Source organism: Sphingobacterium sp. xlx-96, from assembly GCF_011007365.1.
Taxonomy (GTDB): Bacteria; Bacteroidota; Bacteroidia; order Sphingobacteriales; family Sphingobacteriaceae; genus Sphingobacterium; species Sphingobacterium luzhongxinii.
The window spans coordinates 337,967-356,492 of the sequence record NZ_WFKM01000003.1 but is presented as its reverse complement, the minus strand read 5'-3'; the positions used below and the strand labels follow the sequence as shown (position 1 = coordinate 356,492).

Sequence of the window (18,526 nt, the reverse complement as noted above, 5' to 3'; positions counted from 1 at the left end):
TTTCTTTTATAATAAGGGCAGTATCCCTTCAAGATCAGCGAGTAACTGAGCGCCTTCATTGGCGATTAGAAAAGTGTATTTTAAAGAGTTAGGGATAAAGCCAAAGTACTTTTTGAATGCAGAAGTAAAGTGGGTTGAATGTTTATATCCAGTCATTCGTGCGACGTCAGACACACGGTAATCTCCAGTTAAGATAAGCTCTTTGGCGTGTTCCATCTTCTTTTCGGTGATATAGTTCATCACAGTTTTGCCAAAGTATTGCTTAAAATGTGTTTTGAGATATTGTTCGTTCGTACCTACATGTTTGGCCAGTTCGGGGATGGTATAATTTTTTGAAAAATCCCGATGAATAATATTCTTGGCCAGTAGTATTTTATCGTAATGATTCTTATTCGGGATGACTTCATGCCGTTCATTTTCTGCATAGAGCCCTTCGATCTGATGCACTAAAATTTCGATTAATAGGGCTTGTACGCGTAAGCGATTCAAATAACTGTCATGGGTCATGTATTCTAAGGCCTGGGTAATAAGCAAGCGGATTCGATTGTCACTACCTGTTAATAGACCATTTTTAAACCGAAGATTATTTTCTTGAAATTTTACCTTAAAATCGTCCAGGACTTCATCTGACACGAAGAGTGCTATCGCGAGGTTATCCTTATAGATGTTTTTCCACTCCAATATTTCGCCCTTTTTTATAGGATGAATTATATTCTCTCCTCCCCGGATTACATAGGATTGCTGTTTTAGGAAATATGGACAGATGCATGTGTTGTCGGTCGCCGGAAAAAGGATATTCAGAAAGCCATCGATCGGACTGCACAAATGTTGCGAACGACTATCAAAAAGCACGGCATAATGCATATTGAGTGACACGGTCGTCAGCGAAAACGGTGCGGATGCGGTAAGATCCTGCTTTTCTATTTCTGAATTTGAAGTTTTTTTTTCTGATTCCGTCATTTTCTTGTTTAGAATAGTTCTAGATTTGTGGCATCAATATTTTATTTAGACTTGTTCTAAAGACAAAATTAAAGTAATAATCTGAGATAATGAAACAAATTTATCTTGCTGTTCTTTTTCTTTCCCTTTCGATCTGTGCATTTGGTCAATCTTCATTTTCAATAAAGGGTAAAGTACACGAAGAAGAAGGAGCCCCAATATCGCATGTTACCATTAGGATTGACGGTACCTCTCTTATGGCTATCAGTAATGAAGCGGGCTATTATTCGTTTCCAAAGGTACCCAAGGGAAAATATGTATTGTCAATATCTTCCGTAGAAATAGAACCAAAGGCATTACGTCTAAATGTCAATAAAAACTATCCCGAATTACATATCCATGTCAGCACGAAGGGAGATGTCTCTCTTGATGAGGTAAAGGTAACCCGTAATACCGTAAAACGTAAGATCGAAACATCGGGATTTGCCGTTGCTATCATAGAGACAAAAGAAGCTTCATTACGAAATCTGACGACGAATGAGTTATTGGATCGTGCGGTAGGCGTACGGGTTCGCCAGAATGGGGGTGTGGGGTCTCAGGTTGAATATAATCTGAATGGGATGTCAGGAAGTGCAATTGGGTTATTTTTAGATGGAATAGAGGTGTCGACGTATGGATCATCTTTTAATCTGAATAATATTCCTCCAGCGATGATTGAGCGTATTGAGGTATACAAAGGCGTATTACCCTCGCATTTGACAGGAGATTATGTTGGGGGCGCCATCAATGTGGTTCTTAAAAAGGATGTTGCACGTAATAACGCGACAGTTGCACTTTCTTACGGATCATTTAATACCTATAACGCTGACGCAAGCATAAGCCTTCGCGACAAGAAAACAGGTTTGTCTTTCCGGGGGTCGGGCTTCTATACCTACACAGACAATAATTATGAAATGTGGGGTAAATTTGCAAAGTATACGGATCGGAACGGGATTTTGACACGGGACTTTAGAGCGAAGCGTTTTAATAATACCTATAAATCTATCGGTGGACGCTTTGAAGCCGGGTTTACGGATGTCCCTTGGGCGGATCAATTTTTTATAGGGTACAATATCTCTGATACATACAATGAAATACCACACGGGACAACGACCGGACAGCCTTTTGTCGGACGATTTGCAGAATACGACGCGCATGTGTTAAGTTTGAATTATATCAAGCGTGATCTTTTTGTGGAGGGGCTGGCATTAAATATCAATGCAGTGCGAAGCAATCGCGGCACCTACGTTCAAGATACAGTTACCACACTTTATAACTGGGATGGCAAACCAGTGATATTGCATACAGATTATATGATTGAGAACGGCCTAGACCCGATAGTCGTGAAGTCGCCGAACGGAGCCCAGCAAGGCCTGCCTTCGATTGTTCAAGTTGACAGAAAGATAGTCAATACGCGATCAAATTTGGCCTATACCTTAGCCCCCGGGCACCGCATATCGGTAAATCATAAACTGGAAAGGACAGATCGCGACGATACGAATCTGTTGAAGCCGACGAATAAGGATATGGTTACGGTTACCCAGGTGATGAAAAACATTGTATCGGCCAATTATGAAGCCCAGACTTTTTCGGACAGACTCCAAACCAATATACTGATTAAATATACTGCAAACCGTACAAAACAGACAGATCCGCAACCCACATACAATGCTGACGGAAGTTATTTCGTCAACCCTATGACAAAGCATTTTTTTAATGACAACATCGGTTATGGTGCAACCGTCTCGTACAATATTATACCAAAGCTCTTTCTTATTACTTCGATGGAAAATGGCTATATCATGCCTACCGAAGAGCAGATGTATGGACGAACAGAAAACAATATATTACCCAATTTGAACCTGACTCCCGAACAGAATATTAATTATAATGTCGGATTCAGGTTCGGTAGCCTGGATTTTAAGAAACATAAGGTGTCCTTTTACAGCAGTGTGTTTTGGCGGAATGGTAAGGATAAAATTACCCGACAGACCGTTGATAGTATAGTTACCGAAACAGATTTGGATCTTCCCGCGGTGGCCTACGTGAACTTGGGGAAGACACAGTCAAGAGGAATTGAGGCTGAGGTTGTATATGTCTGGGCCAATAAGCTAAATGCAGTAATTAATTTCTCGAAGTTTAATGCTTTGTATAAGCGTAAATACGACGATGCCGGTAAACCGGACGATCGATACAATCTACAGGTTCCGAATGAACCTTATTTCACAATAAATGCCAATGTACAGTATAGGCTTGATAATCTGATCCAACGAAAATCGATCATGAATCTGTATTACAGCACCGGCTTTGTCGGCGCATACGATATTGCCTGGCGTCCATCCGAGCAGGGGTATACACCAACTCAATTTTCCCACGACATCGGTGTGAGCTACCGTTTTCCTTCGAGTAAACTGGTCGCTAGCCTTGACGCCAAAAACATATCGAATGAGGCTTTGTACGACAATTTTGGTGTTCAAAAACCCGGAAGAGGGATTTATTTTAAACTGAATTACACAATAGGTAAATTTTAATAAACAACTATATCATGAGAAAACGTCTTTTATTAAGAGTCGCTCTTTTGGGAGCTATGGTAACATCACTTTCTTTAGGAAGCTGTGATAATGATAACGGATCGGAGCCGGTTATTCCAGAAAACCAAGATACTCGATGGATTACACTAACGGCTGCAATGAAGGGAGTGAATGATGGTGATGGAAATGGGGGAACTTTGGCTTATGCCATCACGCATGATCAGGCGATTGACCCCAGTTTTAATCTTGATATCTTCTCAACGAATAAAGGGTGGAAATTCGATTCTCCGCGCACTTCGCGTATACAAGCTTCTGCAGATGGAAAATTCCTCTACGATATTCAGTATACTGGCGCCGATGGCGGTATTTTTCAAAAATTCAAAGTTAATGGTGAAGGCCGTTTAACCAAAGAAGGAAATGAAGTTAATGCGGCTATCATATTGGGAACAGCTCCCCGTTGGGTGAAATCTGCCGAAGGAGTTGGGGTTGGGGTTACCATAACGGCTGATACAGCTGTTTATTCCGGTAAGTTTCCGACTGCAACTTTTGGATCTATAAAGTCGACCGCAAAAGTGGCAATACTAAACTTAGATAATCCAAGCATTATGAATACGGCGGAGTTTGTTGTTCCATTTACAGCTGAACAACTCGCCGCAGGCTACTCAATCACGCGTATCGATATGCCTATCATTAATCAGGCAAAGAACAAGATATATATTGGCTGTAATATATCGAAGGTGAATCCGGAAGGAACACCGACGCTTGAAAAGCCGAGAGGATCTACTGTAGACGTTGTTACTTGGCCAAGTGATGCAGCAAATATTGTAGGAACAGTAACGATTGTGGTCGATTATCCTTCGTTGAAAAACCCTAAATTGATTTGGTCTGCTAAAAGTAAGTATGGAAATAACGGTTATAGAACGATGATGCAGCATATCGGTGATGATGGGCATGTGTATCAAGCGACAGGTGTAAACACAACTGGTTATCCACATATATTGCGTATCGACAAGAATACCAACGAATATGATAATACTTATTTGTTTGATTTGTCGAAGGTTTTGGGCGTTACCGGTAATGCAGGGATTAAAGCATGGCGGTATCTGAAAGACGGAAAGGCTTTCGTTATGTACGATCTGGATAAAAAAGGAGGTTATTTAGCACTTGTAGATCTAAAAGCAATGACTGCAACAAAGATCAAAACCGACTACGAAGATCAATTGAATTTTGATCAGCACCAAAGTATAGCTGTCGTTGGGGATTATGTTTACGTACCTCTTACGCCCGTTAGTGAGTCTGGAAATGTGTATGTTGTAAATTGGAAGACAGGACAAACTACCAAAGGAGCTCAATTGGCAAATGGAACCGGACATCGTTTCATTGGTGCATACTAGTCGTCCACCCGAAAATCAATATAAGCAGAAAGTATATCTTTCTGCTTATATTATTTAGACTAAGAATAAATAATATACATTTGCAAAAAGTAAAACATTATGTCTTCATCCACTTGGCCTAAGATTCGTAAATTCTTTAATGACATTCACCTTTGGGGTGGTTTGATTTCTGGTATTATTGTGCTTGTCGTCTGCGCGACAGGAACTGTTTATACCTATAATACCGAACTCCGTGAAGCGGCTATTCCGCATTATTACAGGATAAAGCCAGAAGGGACAAAACTGAATGTAGACACGCTTCTTGCTCACGCTAAATCAGATATTAAAGGGAAGTTGGTTGGGGTGAAGGTTCCATTCGCCTCGGATAAGACTACCTTTGCTTTGTACGCTAAGCCCAAAAAGGAGGAAGAAGGGAAAGAAAATTCGGGAGAAAAAGAAACTACTGAAGCTAAAAAACAAGATGCTAAAGCTTTAGCGGTCAAAGAAGGGCAAGGAAATAAGTCTGAGGAAGGGAAAAAAGAACTTGGTGCCGATGGCGGAAAAGCGAAACCAGCTCCAACAGGAGGGGGACGTGGCCCCCGTGCCAATCAGATGGCCTTGAACCCTTATACAGGGCAGGTGATTGGCGATCCTTCTGATGAGAAGACAAAGACTGCTGCAGTGATGCAAACAATGTTTGGACTGCACAGGTGGTTACTACTGAACGAAGTGGAGAATCCTATTGTTGAAGGTGTCGAAAATAGAAAACTCGGTTCGTGGATTACAGGGTCAGCTACTATCTTGTTTTTGATCGGCGTTATTTCGGGTATGATTATTTGGTTTCCAGTAAAAATGCGCGGATGGAAAAATGGACTTAAAATTAAATGGTCTGCTAGATGGAAACGTATAAATCACGATTTGCATAATACGCTTGGATTTTATAGTTGTATCATCCTTTTTTTGATGGCAGTGACAGGTCCATTTTGGTCTTTCGAATGGTACCGCGCTGGATGGCAAAAGACCTGGGGTACTTATAAATCCCCAGATGCACCTAAAGAAGAGAAACCAAAGTTAATATCAGCTATTCCTACAGATGGAAGTAAGCCCCTGAGTATTGAAGAGACAATCTTAGTGGTGAATAAACTGTTGCCTTATGATGGAGATATTACCATTTATTTTGCGAAAGATAGTACAGGAACAATCTCCATATCTAAAAATCGGATTGGTTTTTTTGCTCCTTCGGCAGGGGATAAACTGACTTTAGACCAATATACCGGTGAAGCGCTAGAGAAAGATGTCTTTAGGGATAAGCCTTTTAATGAGAGAGCTGCTGCGTCTATAAAGGCATTACATATTGGAGATATTTATGGGCCTTTTAGTAAGTTGTTATACTTTATTTCATGCCTCATCGCAACATCTCTTCCTGTGACCGGTACTATTGTATGGATTAATAAAATGAAGAAAAAGAAGAAATAAGTTAGTGTGTTTTAGTAGATAAAGCCCCATCAGAGTATCTGATGGGGCTTTATTTTATTTGTCCCTATTTTGTCCCCCCTTAAAATTTACGAAGGATAGGGTATTATTGTAGTTTTGACTATACATTTATAAGAAGATAGGATTACCATTCCTATGTTAACCTTAAAGTCCTTGACAATTCCAACAAGGGCTTTTTTAATGGATCAAAATTTACTTCTCTTTGTTAATGACTTTATCCAATAGCATTTCAATTATGGCAACTACGATGGCGAAGAGTGCCGCGTTCCAAAATCCAGCGACGTCAAATTTAGATCCCATGATGGAATCGCTTAACATAATCATCAGGATTGTAATGATGAAAGAAACTAAACCAAACGTAAGCCAGTTGAGTGGAAAAGTAAAGAGACGTAATATTCCGCCTACAATAGCGTTTACAAAGCCAATGACTAAACCTGTGACGATGGCCCACCCAAAGCCAGCAACCTGTACCCCAGGAATAACGTACGCTGCAATGGCAACAACTAATCCTGTCAATAAAAGGGAAATAATGAATCTCATAATAGTACCTGTTTTTTGTAGAATGATGTTCAAAATTGGTGCCAAATGACACAATACTTTTGTGTAATTCGTAAGCCTATGATAATCTGTTAACAAGATATTGTTATGCACGCATATAAAAAATGTATTATCTTTAAGATATATTTTTAAACTTAATTAATATGAGACGTTTATTATTTTCTTTTGCAGCGCTATTGTTTACAATCGTATCTTATGCGCAGGGTAAGGATCCTATTGTTGGAATGTGGTTAAATCCAAGTGGAGAGGGGAAGGTAGAAATCTATGAATCGAATGGGAAGTTTTCTGGTAAGCTGTATCTCGTTAAAGATAAGTCAAAAAAAGATACCAAAAATCCCGATGAAAATAAGAGATCCCGCCCTTTAAACGGTGTTGTGATTCTTAACAACTTCACAAAAAAAGGTACTTCTTATGAGGGCGGAGAAATTTATGATCCCAAAAGTGGTAAGACCTATAGTTGTAAAATGAAGCTTAAGGGTGATAATGCTTTAGATATTCGTGGATTCATAGGTATTAGTATGTTTGGACGGTCTGAAACCTGGACACGGACTAAATAATGTAAATTTGATAATATTCAGACAAACGATTTCGTAATGTGGTGTGGTAAAATTCTGCTATCTTTGGGACTAAAATTAAATGTTCTAAGGCCCTAACGCTTTGGATATTTTAAAATTATAACTTTCAGATTTTTTAATTTTTTCATATGTACAAAACGTTAAAGCCAGCATTGGAAAAAGAGTTGGCTGCTATCAAAGAAGCAGGACTTTATAAAGAGGAGCGTATCATTATAACCCCTCAAGGAGCAGATATTAAAGTAAGTACCGGACAAGAGGTCGTCAACTTTTGTGCAAACAATTATTTGGGACTGTCTTCGCACCCAAAGGTTGTCGAAGCGGCAAAGAACGCTGTAGATAAATACGGTTATGGAATGTCTTCGGTGCGTTTTATTTGCGGGACGCAGGATGTACATAAAGAATTGGAAGAGAAATTATCTAAGTTTTTAGGTACAGAGGATACAATCTTGTATGCGGCTGCATTTGACGCTAATGGAGGTGTTTTTGAACCTTTATTTGGGGCTGAGGACGCCATTATTTCAGATGAATTAAACCATGCGTCGATTATTGATGGCGTACGTTTATGTAAAGCGCAACGTTTCCGTTATAAAAATTGTGATATGGCGGATTTGGAAGCTCAATTGCAGGCTGCATCAGGTGCTCGCCATAAAATAATCGTTACAGACGGCGCCTTTTCGATGGATGGATCGGTAGCACCATTGGATAAGATCTGTGACCTAGCGGATAAGTATGAAGCACTTGTAATGATCGATGAGTCTCACTGTTCTGGTTTTATCGGAAAAACGGGAAGAGGTACGCACGAGCTATTTAATGTGATCGATCGTGTTGATATCATTACAGGCACCCTCGGTAAAGCCTTAGGTGGAGCTTCCGGAGGATTTACATCAGGAAGAAAAGAAATTATCGATATGTTGCGTCAGCGTTCTAGACCGTATCTTTTTTCGAACACACTGGCACCTGCAATTACAGGAGCGTCTGTAGCCGTGTTGGATATGTTGAGTGAGACGACAGAGTTGCGCGATAAGTTGGAAGCGAATACGTTATATTTCCGTGAGCAGATGACCGCGGCAGGATTTGATATCAAACCGGGATTTCACCCAATTGTACCAGTTATGCTTTATGATGCAAAGTTGGCGCAAGAATTTGCATCTAAGATGTTGGATGAAGGTATTTATGTGATTGGTTTCTATTACCCTGTTGTACCGCAAGGTAAAGCACGTATTCGGGTGCAGATATCTGCTGGACATGATAGAGCACATTTGGATAAGGCTATCGCAGCCTTTACTAAGGTAGGGAAAGCATTGGGCGTAATTTCGTAAGAAATCAAATTATTTGTTAGCGCTGAAGTCAGGACAAAGTGCCTACTCGAGCTTGATATCTCCCTTCTTTGCTTTATTGACGAAAATAAGTCTTAAGTGTTTGAATGTGAAATCAGAAGGTTAACAAAATAATAATATAAAATACTAAAATTTGAGGTGTAAAATAATTATCTTTGCACCCTGAATTTAAAACAAATTTACTTGCTGGATGCAAAATATTAGAAATATAGCGATTATCGCTCACGTCGATCACGGGAAAACAACGTTAGTTGACAAAATCTTACACTTCACAAATCTATTTAGAGATAATGATGGTACAGGTGATTTAATTCTAGATAACAATGATTTAGAGCGTGAACGCGGTATCACAATCGTTTCAAAAAACGTATCTGTAAAATACAAAGATATTAAAATCAATGTAATTGATACGCCTGGTCACGCCGACTTTGGTGGTGAAGTAGAGCGTGTCTTGAAAATGGCAGATGGTGTTGTATTATTGGTGGATGCTTTTGAAGGACCAATGCCTCAAACACGTTTTGTTACACAAAAAGCTTTGGCGTTAGGTTTAAAACCTATTGTCGTTGTTAATAAAGTGGATAAGGAAAACTGCCGTCCTGAAGAGGTTTATGAAAATGTTTTTGACCTATTCTTTAGCTTAGATGCTACTGAAGAGCAATTGGCATTTCCTGTATTATACGGATCATCTAAACAAGGATGGATGTCTACAGACTGGCAAAAACCATCTGAAGATTTTAGCCCATTGTTAGATGCTATTATTGAGCATATTCCTGCTGCTCCTCAAAATGAAGGTACTCTACAGATGCAAATCACATCTTTAGATTACTCAACTTTCGTAGGACGTATCGCTATCGGACGTATCGCACGTGGAACAATCAAAGAAAATCAACCCATTTCATTGGTGAAACGTGATGGTAAGATTGTCAAATCCCGCGTTAAAGAACTTCAGATATTTGAAGGCCTAGGTAGACTTAAAGTTTCAGAGGTTAAAGCGGGCGATATCTGTGCTGTAGTAGGTATAGATGGCTTTGATATTGGTGATACCATCGCTGATTTCGAAAATCCAGAGCAATTGGAGGTTATTCAAATCGATGAGCCTACAATGAACATGTTGTTTACGATTAATAACTCCCCTTTCTTTGGTAAAGAAGGTAAATTAGTTACTTCTCGTCACATCCATGACCGTTTACAAAAAGAGTTAGAGAAGAATTTGGCTTTGCGTGTAGTTCCTACCGAGTCTCCTGATGCTTGGTTAGTGTACGGACGTGGTATTCTCCATTTGTCTGTATTGATCGAGACAATGCGTCGTGAAGGTTATGAATTGCAGGTAGGACAGCCTCAGGTTATAGTAAAAGAAATTGATGGTAAGAAGTGTGAGCCGATCGAAGTATTGGTTGTTGACGTGCCGGCCGAAGTTTCGGGAAAAGTAATCGAATTGGTAACACAGCGTAAAGGAGAGTTATTGATTATGGAAGCTAAAGGTGAAATGCAACACTTGGAATTTGAAATTCCTTCGCGTGGTATCATCGGCTTGCGTAACAATATATTGACTGCTACGGCCGGTGAAGCTGTAATGGCACATCGTCTGAAGGGTTATGAGCCTTGGAAAGGAACAATTCCTGGACGTTTACATGGTGTATTGATCTCTTTGGATAAAGGTACTACAACGGCTTACTCTATTGATAAGTTACAAGATCGTGGTAAATTCTTCGTTGATCCAGGAGTGGACATTTATGAAGGACAGATCCTAGGAGAGCATATCCGTGATAATGATTTAACAATCAATATCGTTAAGGCTAAACAATTGACAAACATGCGTGCTTCGGGTACAGATGATAACACTCGTATCGCACCTGCAATCAAGTTTTCTTTGGAGGAGTCAATGGAGTATATTCAAGGTGACGAGTATATCGAGGTAACTCCACAGTCTATCCGCTTACGTAAAATCCACTTAACAGAAGGTGAACGTAAAGTGAATAAAAAATCTTAATAACAAAAAAAGGCCGGTCAATTTGACCGGCCTTTTTTTATATAGATAGTTTTTCTTTCTATTTCTGCTTTACGCGCTCCTCTGCTGCAACGTATACATCTTCTTCTGCTTTATAGATTTTGAACTGCACTTCATATTCCTCTGGGACATAAATTACTATAGGTAACTTACCATTGTAACGTGTCATTTCGGGCTGAGCTGAAACAAAAAGATGACGATTAGGAGCCCCAGGACAAGCCATTTGTGTCGACGCTACCTGACCATTGGTTGTAAATACATAATAATCATAGCCCCAACCCTGTAGGTCTTTTTTCTCAAGTTTTCCTTGTAGAGAGAAGTGATTACAGCCATCTACTTCCATCCATTTTCCGACAGTGAATTCTATTTTTTTACTATCGTCGCTTTTGGAATGAGGGACTTCAATAATCATTTTCTTATATCCTTTTTCAGGAGTAGGAAATATATCTGTGCTTTGTTTTAATACAGATTGTGCCATAGTTATCGTCGTTAAACTTAAGAGTCCAAATAAAAGGGTAAAGATTTTAGATAGTTGTTTGTTCATTTTCTGTTGTTTGTTTTAATTAATATCTCTTGTATCTGTACCAAATATGATTCCAAAAAGGGAAAAAGGTTTAATAAACAACTATTTTGTTTTTATCACTTAAGTCTGTTTTGAATTTTCATAATCTTGCGTGAGCTTATCCAATCGCTTTTGAATGGCAATGTCTGTTCGTTGTGGGACGAGTTTGTTTAGGGCATTTTTTTCTACATCGACGTTAGAGGATGATTCAAAGAAATGTATTGTACGCTGATCATGTATTGCCGTGTCATAGGTGTCTCTAGCACTCATTAACTTGACAAAAACAGGTAAGCATTCAAAGAAGATAAATAGCATTGCTATAAAGATAACGGCATACTTTGTAGAGCTTTCTTCTGTCCCGTCCGGATTTTTATGGAGGTTGGCTAAAGCAGCATTTCTGTCGGCAAAACCTGCTACATTCACAGCGCTATCTAAACTTTTTGCCGATAGTATGGATTGATCAAGTAGTCCTTCTTTCTCTTTTCTCGCTAATAGTTGACTCTCTTTGTTTTGGATTCTATTCCTTAGCGTGTCTAAAAGAATCGCTTCTTTTTTTAGATTTTCTTCTTTCATTTTAGCGTAAGGGCCGTAACCTAAGACACCTGATGTTTCGGTTGTTTTGGTGCCAAAGATCTCGTGATTGAGCTGCTGTCTCGCTATTTTTAGCGTTGATTCTAGAGAATCTGCTTGCGCTTTTAAACTTCGCAATTGCCCATACTCGACAAGATACTTGCTTTCAAAAGTTCGGTTTAGCGTATCTATGCTTGCGTGTTGTTGTTTTAAGAATTCGACACGTAGATGTTCTTTTATTTCTTTATCAAAGACTTTAAGCTCTAAGGGACGGGAAATGACTATCCCGATCAAGATAGCAAGGAGAATACGTGGCAATGCCTGTAATAGTTGTTTGAATGTACTTCCTGATTTATCCAGACTCAATACGATATAACGATCGAGATTAAATATGGCTAATCCCCATATCGCTCCAAATAACAAGGCATAAAGTAAGGCAAACTGGGTGCCACTGAACACAAAGTAAAGGGCATAACCTCCTGCTAAACTTGCAAAAAGCCCCGTAAAGAAAATGGTCGCACCGATACTGACGTATTTGCTATGTTCTTCGGGAAATCGAGATAATGTTTCTTTATGAACCCCTGCGCACCACCAAAAAAAATGTTTTAATGTACTCATTCTGTTAAATTTGAGACGGCTGAACCATCTAAGCGCAAAAGTAAGGAGGAGACCTGAATCTTTTTAGATATTTTCGGTGAACATTGGTAAATAAGCGGTGAAGGAAGAATTTGTCATGAAATTTATCTAAGTTTGCATACGCCCCTCCTAAATTATTGGAACGGAAAAAATTAGATGAAAAATAAATAGATTGAAATGAGTAAAAAAAGCTTCATTCCATTTTTAGTTGTTGCCTCTATGTTTGTAGGATGTAATAACGAAGAAAAAATGACGAATTCTGATAACCCATTATTGGCGGCTTACGATACGCCATTTAATGTTCCCCCTTTTGATAAGATAAAAGATGTACATTTTCGCCCTGCTTTTGAAGAGGCTCTAAAAAAGCACAATTTAGAGATCGATAGCATTGTTAATAATACAGAAGAGCCGAACTTTATAAACACGATAGTTGCCTTGGAGAATGCGGGATCCTTATTAGGGAACGTTTCCACGGTATTTTATAATCTGAATTCTGCAAATACAAATGATACTATACAGGCAATCGCTAAGGATCTTGCCCCACTTATCTCGGCACATAGTGATGAGATACAGCTCAATGCTAAGCTGTTTGCTAAGGTCAAGTCAGTGTATGCAAAGAAAGATGCTTTAGGTCTTGATGCAGAGGATAAAAAATTGTTGGAAGAAACTTATAAAGGTTTTGTTCGTTCAGGAGCCAATCTAAGCGATACAGATAAAGAGAAGTTAAAAAAAATTAACGCAGATCTTTCTGTATTGACTACAGAGTATGGTCAAAACTTATTAGCTGAAACCAACGCTTATGAGTTGGTCGTTGACAAAAAGGAAGATTTAGCAGGATTATCGGATGGTCTGATAGCTGCAGCAGCGGATGTAGCTAAGACGAAAGGTAAAGAGGGGAAATGGGTTTTCACGCTTTCAAACCCTTCTGTAATGCCATTTTTGCAATATGCGGATAACAGAGAATTACGTAAGCAGATTTGGAATGCATACCAATTGCGTGGCAATAATGGTAACGATAATGACAATAAAGAATCTTTGATAAAAATTGCCAATTTACGTTTGGAAAAAGCTAAGCTTTTAGGATATACCTCGCACGCGGCTTATGTTTTAGAAGAATCTATGGCCGCAAACCCAACAAACGTATATAGCTTGTTGAACAAGCTTTGGGGACCTGCTTTAGCGAAAGCTAAGGTCGAAGCTGCTGATATTCAAAAAGAGATTGATGCTGCAAAAGATACTTTCAAAGTTGCGCCTTATGATTGGAGATATTATGCGGAGAAAATCCGTGTAAAACGTTTTGCTCTGAATGAAGAGGAAATCAAGCCTTATTTCAGCTTATCCGCCGTTCGAGAAGGGGCATTTGCTACAGCGACAAAATTATGGGGAATTACATTTGTCGCCTTAAATAATGTGCCTACTTACCATGAGGAAGTTGAAGTCTATGAGGTGAAAGATAAAGATGGTTCACATTTAGGGTTGTTGTATGCAGATTTTTTTCCACGTGATTCAAAACGCGGAGGCGCTTGGATGACTTCATATCGTAGCCAGCAAACGAAAGATTCTAAACGTGTTGCACCTGTGATTTCTATCGTTTGTAATTTTACGAAGCCTGTCGGAGATCAACCGGCATTGCTGACATTTGACGAAGCAACTACTTTATTCCATGAATTTGGACATGCTTTACATGGATTATTCTCTAATGTAAAGTACAAGTCCTTGGCAGGTACATCGGTGTCTCGTGACTTTGTAGAATTGCCTTCACAGATCATGGAAAATTGGGCTGCTGATCCAGAAGTTTTAAAGACCTATGCTAAACATTATAAAACAGGAGAAGCTATACCAGATTCATTGATCGCCAAGATGGACAAGGCCGGCACGTTCGACCAAGGATTTGCTACGACAGAATATGTTTCCGCTTCTTTATTGGATATGAACTACCATGCTACCACATCCCCAATAACGGATAATGCGAACGCTTTTGAGAAAGCGGCAATGGTTAAGATAGGTTTGATAGATGCTATCATCCCTCGTTATAGAAGTACGTATTTTCAGCATATTTTCTCTGGTGGATATTCAGCTGGTTATTATGCCTACATCTGGGCGGAAGTACTAGACTCTGATGCGTATGCCGCTTTTAAAGAGAAAGGGCTTTTTGATCAAGCAACCGCAGAATCTTTCCGTAAAAATATTCTTGAAAGAGGTGGAACGGGAGATCCGGCTGAATTGTATAGAGCCTTTAGAGGAAAAGATCCGGATCCAGTACATTTGATGAAAAAGAGAGGATTGAACTAATTTTAATCCGTCATTAAATAATAGAAAAAGGAGCTGCTTTGACATCAAGCAGCTCCTTTTTCTATTAATATACTACCTTAAGACTTTCGGATCGGTGTAGGAGGATATGATAACGATAAATTATTTTAAAAAAAGTAAAGTATTTGTTGCGAATACAAGATTAAACCTCCTATATTTGCTATTGTTTTTAATGAGTCTAAATAAAAAAATATAGTGGTTAAAAACAAAGAGCGTCATGCTAGAGACGGCAATCTCTGCATGACGCAAAATCTAACATCAGCGGCAACTGATATTAGCTGATCTGTCCTCTGAAAGAGGGAGATCGCCCCCGATACTGTAAAATATGGAAGGAAGTGCAATATAAAAAAAAGCTTGTACTCTTTTCGTAATCGGTTGAATAAAAAAGAAATTAATACTATTCAATATATTATGAAATACTATCCTATCTACCTGTTATTAACGATGTGTTCGTTATTATTTAGTTTATCAGCATCTGCACATGCATTGTGGATCGAATCAGAACCCCTCGCCACGAAGGGAGTTGCACACGAAGTGAAAATTTTTTACGGAGAATATGCTACCCATGAAATTGAATCTCTGGAAAAGTGGTATTCAGACGTTAAAGCCTTCAAGATTATTTTGACGACTCCAAGTCAAAAAAGGATAGAACTAAGCAAGGAAGCTCATACAGATTTTTTTAAATCAACCTTTACTCCCAAAGAAGATGGTGTTTACACATTATCTATTGTACACCCTGCCATGGACTTGGGAGGAACCACTAAATACGAATTTTCTTCTGCAGTTCTCGTTAAGGTAGGACAGCCTAAAGTTCAAACACAGGACTTACCGTTCTATATTCACACAGAGCCTAAAGTATTTGAAGAAGGACAGATTATAGATGCTTTTGTCCTACAAAACGGTAAGCCGTCACCCAATACGGATTTACTGGTCATGAGCCAAGAGGGATGGAGTAAAACGTTGAGAACAGATGATCAGGGTAAAGTAAGTTTTCCTGCGATCTGGAAAGGGAGATATGTACTTGAGGCTTCTCTTAATAAAGATGAATCAGGACAATGGCATAATAAACCCTACAAGCACTCTTGGCAGGGGACAACAGCAAGTTTCCTCGTACAATAATATATAATTTTAAAAAGGATGCTGGGGCGGCAAGCTCAGTATGCTTTGAACACAACGCCACGGCAAAAATTATTATAGGTGGAAAGCCATCTTTAGATACTGTAAAAAAATGCAATTTTTTAAATACATCGTCTTGCTATTATTGATATCTGGATGGATACTCAATGCTGAAGCACAGACACAACAATTTGAACTTAAGGGAAGGGTAAAATCATCCGGTAATGAATCTCTTCAAAATGCGACAATAAAAGTCGATGGCGTGGTAGGAACTACAGATCGCAATGGACATTTTCATATCAAAGGCTTAAAAAAGCAAAGGGTAGTTGTCACTGTATCCGCATTGGGATTTAAACGCTGGACAGACACTATGGATCTGAAAGAGGCTGTAAACCAATTGGATTTCACGTTACAGGTAGGACAGCAGGATATCGAGACGGTGGAGGTATTGGGGCTTACAAAGACACAAGAAGTCAACCGTCAGGCTTATAATGTAATCGCGATCGATGCGACTAAACTGCACAATACAACATTAGACATTGCTGGAGCATTGGATCGAGTTGCAGGTGTTCGAGTGAGAGAAAGCGGAGGTTTGGGATCCAACTTTAACCTTTCTATTAATGGTTTTTCAGGAAGTCATGTTCGTTTTTTTCTGGATGGCGTTCCCATGGATAATTTTGGTTCCTCTTTTCAAATTAACAATATTCCAATCAATCTAGCAGAGCGTGTGGAAGTTTATAAGGGGGTTGTACCAGTTTGGCTGGGGTCAGACGCTTTAGGTGGTGCCGTTAATATTGTTACAGGAAGTAGGTTTCATAATTATATGGATGTTTCGTATTCTTATGGCTCTTTTAACACACACAGAACAACAATAAATACCGCTTTTACGAATAAGACAGGTTTAACATTTCAGTTAAATGCTTTTCAAAATTATTCGGACAATAATTATAAAGTAGATATTAATAAAGAAGATAATAGATTGGGGGGCTATTCTCAACCCACCACCGTAAAGCGGTTCAATGACCAATACCATAACGAGACTATAATTGGGAATATTGGTGTAGTGGATAAGCCTTATGCGGATAGATTGATGCTAGGGATCACTTTAGGCAAAAACTATAAAGAAATTCAGACAGGAGCTCGTATGGCGGCGGTTTTTGGAGCTTTGCACCGGAGAGGTACTATCATCATGCCTACCCTAAAATATAGTAAAAGAGATCTGATTAAAGGTTTGGATGTAGTAGTTAATGGGAATATTAATTTAGGGTCAGAACAAACTATTGACACTGTGGCAAAGCGCTTCGATTGGTTTGGAGATACGAACGCAGATTTACCTGCGACTTCTGGTGAGCGCGGCAGAACATTGTACAAAAGCAAAAACCATGAAGGGATTGTTACGGGAACATTTACTTTTCGCATCTCTCCAAGACAGCAACTGTCTTTAAATAATGTGTTTACAACATTTAACAGAACGGGATCCGATGAGTTAAACCCTACAAACAATGTCTACGAGCGTCCAAGTAAATCCAGTAAGAATATTCTTGGACTTGGCTATCAATATGCTGTCGAAAATCTGTGGAATCTTAGTGTGTTTGGGAAGATGTTAACCCAAAGGAATGTAATGGATATAAATGACCAAGATAGTAAGAGTAATCTTGGGTACGGACTGGCCGGATCATATTATGTTAATCCAAACTTTCAATTAAAGGCATCTTACGAATTGACCAACCGGTTACCAACAGCCTACGAATTGTTTGGCGATTTAGAGAATCAGGAAGCAAATCCCGGTTTAACACCAGAACGTAGCAATAATTTCAATGTTGGAACGATGTACCAATTTAAAGTAAATTCTTATAATAATTTTTCTCTAAATGCTGGTTTAATCTATCGTTATGCGCACGATTTTATCTACAATCGGTTAAATCAAAATCAAGGAAAAACAATAGCTGATAACAGAGAAGGGGTTAGAACCTTTGGTGCCGATGCCGAGTTAAGATATTCTTATAAGAACTGGTTATCTGCTGGTGTAAATGGGACGTTTCAATATCTGCAGAATATGCAAAAGTACGAAGATGGTTTTACCGATGTAAGTGCCGTCTATTTAGATCAAATGCCCAATATTCCGTATTTGTTTTCTAATGCAGATTTAACGATGACGTTTAACAATATGGGCGCGGCAAATAACAAACTCAACATATCTTATAATACCCTTTACGTTCACGATTACTGGTTGTACTGGCCTAGTAGAGGGGGGCGTTCTGCGACGGATGAAAAGCGAGGGCTTCCAACACAGTTTAGCCATGACGTCAATCTGGTTTATAGCGTCGCTAATGGCCGATATAATATTGGCTTAGAAATGCGAAATATTACAGATACAAAATTGGTAGACAATTTTAGCCTACAAAAGCCGGGTAGAGCATTTTACTTGAACCTCAGGTACTTTATAAATAAAAACCATAAATAGTTAGAAACTGAATT

Annotated in this window: 13 protein-coding genes; 9 read left to right on the top strand and 4 right to left on the bottom strand. The window is 39.1% G+C overall.

Features of this window, described 5'->3' with window-relative positions:
• Positions 1 to 6 precede the first annotated feature (6 nt).
• The gene (locus tag G7B20_RS07250) at positions 7 to 960 is read right to left on the bottom strand and encodes a helix-turn-helix transcriptional regulator (RefSeq protein WP_164109738.1); all 954 of its coding nucleotides are present in this window, start codon (positions 958 to 960) and stop codon (positions 7 to 9) included.
• Between the two features lie 89 nt (positions 961 to 1,049).
• On the opposite strand from G7B20_RS07250, the gene G7B20_RS07245 reads away from it, so the two are divergent.
• The 3 genes from G7B20_RS07245 to G7B20_RS07235 all read left to right on the top strand — a co-directional run bounded on the left by G7B20_RS07245 (position 1,050) and on the right by G7B20_RS07235 (position 6,358).
• Positions 1,050 to 3,509, top strand: a complete 2,460-nt coding sequence (locus G7B20_RS07245; RefSeq protein WP_164109736.1) for a TonB-dependent receptor domain-containing protein — start codon at positions 1,050 to 1,052, stop codon at positions 3,507 to 3,509.
• A gap of 14 nt (positions 3,510 to 3,523) precedes the next feature.
• Complete coding sequence (locus G7B20_RS07240) at positions 3,524 to 4,903, top strand: hypothetical protein (RefSeq protein WP_164109734.1); 1,380 nt, start codon at positions 3,524 to 3,526, stop codon at positions 4,901 to 4,903.
• 99 nt (positions 4,904 to 5,002) lie between these two features.
• Positions 5,003 to 6,358: a PepSY-associated TM helix domain-containing protein gene (locus G7B20_RS07235; protein WP_164109732.1), complete on the top strand. Its 1,356-nt coding sequence runs from the start codon at positions 5,003 to 5,005 to the stop codon at positions 6,356 to 6,358.
• 210 nt (positions 6,359 to 6,568) lie between these two features.
• Here the strand turns inward: G7B20_RS07235 and G7B20_RS07230 are convergent, their stop codons facing one another.
• Complete coding sequence (locus G7B20_RS07230; protein WP_164109729.1) at positions 6,569 to 6,916, bottom strand: phage holin family protein; 348 nt, start codon at positions 6,914 to 6,916, stop codon at positions 6,569 to 6,571.
• A gap of 161 nt (positions 6,917 to 7,077) precedes the next feature.
• On the opposite strand from G7B20_RS07230, the gene G7B20_RS07225 reads away from it, so the two are divergent.
• From G7B20_RS07225 to typA, 3 genes are all read left to right on the top strand, one after another.
• Positions 7,078 to 7,491, top strand: coding sequence for a DUF2147 domain-containing protein (locus tag G7B20_RS07225; protein WP_164109727.1), 414 nt, complete (start codon positions 7,078 to 7,080; stop codon positions 7,489 to 7,491).
• 146 nt (positions 7,492 to 7,637) lie between these two features.
• On the top strand, positions 7,638 to 8,828 hold the full coding sequence (gene kbl / locus G7B20_RS07220) for a glycine C-acetyltransferase (protein ID WP_164109725.1): 1,191 nt from the start codon (positions 7,638 to 7,640) through the stop codon (positions 8,826 to 8,828).
• 208 nt (positions 8,829 to 9,036) lie between these two features.
• Positions 9,037 to 10,836, top strand: coding sequence for a translational GTPase TypA (typA, locus tag G7B20_RS07215; RefSeq protein WP_164109723.1), 1,800 nt, complete (start codon positions 9,037 to 9,039; stop codon positions 10,834 to 10,836).
• A 58-nt stretch (positions 10,837 to 10,894) separates the two neighbouring features.
• Here the strand turns inward: typA and G7B20_RS07210 are convergent, their stop codons facing one another.
• Both G7B20_RS07210 and G7B20_RS07205 read right to left on the bottom strand, forming a co-directional pair.
• Positions 10,895 to 11,398: an ecotin gene (locus G7B20_RS07210; RefSeq protein ID WP_164109721.1), complete on the bottom strand. Its 504-nt coding sequence runs from the start codon at positions 11,396 to 11,398 to the stop codon at positions 10,895 to 10,897.
• A gap of 99 nt (positions 11,399 to 11,497) precedes the next feature.
• Positions 11,498 to 12,604, bottom strand: a complete 1,107-nt coding sequence (locus tag G7B20_RS07205) for a DUF4407 domain-containing protein (RefSeq protein WP_164109719.1) — start codon at positions 12,602 to 12,604, stop codon at positions 11,498 to 11,500.
• A 195-nt stretch (positions 12,605 to 12,799) separates the two neighbouring features.
• Between G7B20_RS07205 and G7B20_RS07200 the strand changes: the two genes are divergently transcribed.
• The 3 genes from G7B20_RS07200 to G7B20_RS07190 all read left to right on the top strand — a co-directional run bounded on the left by G7B20_RS07200 (position 12,800) and on the right by G7B20_RS07190 (position 18,512).
• On the top strand, positions 12,800 to 14,914 hold the full coding sequence (locus tag G7B20_RS07200) for a M3 family metallopeptidase (protein ID WP_164109717.1): 2,115 nt from the start codon (positions 12,800 to 12,802) through the stop codon (positions 14,912 to 14,914).
• A 429-nt stretch (positions 14,915 to 15,343) separates the two neighbouring features.
• Positions 15,344 to 16,051, top strand: a complete 708-nt coding sequence (locus G7B20_RS07195) for a DUF4198 domain-containing protein (protein ID WP_164109715.1) — start codon at positions 15,344 to 15,346, stop codon at positions 16,049 to 16,051.
• Positions 16,052 to 16,160: 109 nt separating this feature from the next.
• Positions 16,161 to 18,512: a TonB-dependent receptor gene (locus tag G7B20_RS07190; RefSeq protein WP_164109713.1), complete on the top strand. Its 2,352-nt coding sequence runs from the start codon at positions 16,161 to 16,163 to the stop codon at positions 18,510 to 18,512.
• Positions 18,513 to 18,526: the final 14 nt, after the last annotated feature.